The sequence below is a fragment of the Gilvimarinus gilvus genome (genome assembly GCF_030518155.1).
Lineage (GTDB): Bacteria > Pseudomonadota > Gammaproteobacteria > Pseudomonadales > Cellvibrionaceae > Gilvimarinus > Gilvimarinus gilvus.
On the sequence record NZ_JAULRU010000185.1, the window covers coordinates 1 to 376 of the forward strand.

General features: G+C 55.3%; 1 protein-coding gene. It reads right to left on the minus strand.

Features of this window, described 5'->3' with window-relative positions; all coding sequences use genetic code 11:
- A partial coding sequence (locus QWI17_RS01555) for a transposase (protein ID WP_302720732.1) occupies window positions 1–325 on the minus strand: 325 nt, incomplete at its 3' end.
- Window positions 326–376: the final 51 nt, after the last annotated feature.

Sequence of the window (376 nt, forward strand, 5' to 3'; positions counted from 1 at the left end):
CAGGCGAAGCCGGACTTCCACTGTAGTACTGCCGCGCCCAAATGCCTATCTGCGAAGACTGACCAAGACCGAAATGGGCGGCGGTCTGGCGCAAGGAAAGCTGATGCTTGTGCATGTACTCAAGGACTGAGCGCTTATAGGTCGCACTGTACCGCTGGCCTGGTTTACACAGACTGAACTGGCCATGTTTCTGGAAGCTGGAGACCCAGCGCCGCAGCAGGCTGAAGTCCACTGCAAGTCGCTGGGCTACTTTTCGGAAACCTTCACCACCCTCCAGGTAGGCATGAACGGCGGTAAGCTTGAATTGGTCTGAGTACTTGCTCATATGGACACCCCAAGAAATTGGATTGGTGTCCAACTTCTTGGGGGCAGTCCA